This window comes from Bradyrhizobium sp. SRL28, assembly GCF_018596315.1.
Classification (GTDB): domain Bacteria; phylum Pseudomonadota; class Alphaproteobacteria; order Rhizobiales; family Xanthobacteraceae; genus Bradyrhizobium.
The window spans coordinates 1-579 of sequence record NZ_JAHEAG010000207.1 but is presented as its reverse complement, the minus strand read 5'-3'; the positions used below and the strand labels follow the sequence as shown (position 1 = coordinate 579).

Genomic DNA, 579 nt, shown 5'->3' with positions numbered 1-579 from the left:
TCAAAGCCGGCGAGCCGCTGTCCGAGCATGACAAGCCACGAACTGACGCGGAAGAAAACCTGCGCCGAGTCAGACCGCACGTCCAGCCATCTAAGCCCGGTGTGAGGTGGTTTACAGATATGTTCAGGGGTGGTGTGTTATGGACGCTGTCAGCCTGAGTCATGATTCCAGCAACCATTGTGGCTCGGGTCAGAGCCGGGGCCGGTTGTGGCAAGCGCCGTCCCCGGCTTGCTGTCGTCGCCTTTGAGTATGAGGTTCTGGAATAAAAGGGGCCGCCAACTGAGGCGCCTCAATCGTCGGTGCGCCAAGCTCCCAAGATTGCTCATCCAATCGAACGAGCCTAGGGAAGGCTCCGCGTCCTCTTCCTCCCCGTCTTCGTCGACGTCTTCCAGCTCCATATGATTGTCCAGAAACCGAATGAGCCGGTCTATCTCGCCTCTGGCTTCCTTGCGGAGTCGCCCTATCGCGCGAAAGATTTCCTCGGGGGTAATGGGCGTCTTGACGTACAGCGCGCCAGCGGATTCCGCTGGGGATCCTTGGGGTGCTTTCATGATGGTGGCTTTCTAGATGGCTGTTCAG

General features: G+C 58.7%; 1 protein-coding gene. It reads right to left on the bottom strand.

Annotated elements, in window-relative coordinates; genetic code table 11:
- Positions 1-149: 149 nt before the first annotated feature.
- Entirely contained in the window at positions 150-551 is a 402-nt protein-coding gene (locus KIP88_RS46010; protein WP_214494651.1) for a hypothetical protein, read from the bottom strand.
- Between the last annotated feature and the right edge of the window lie 28 nt (positions 552-579).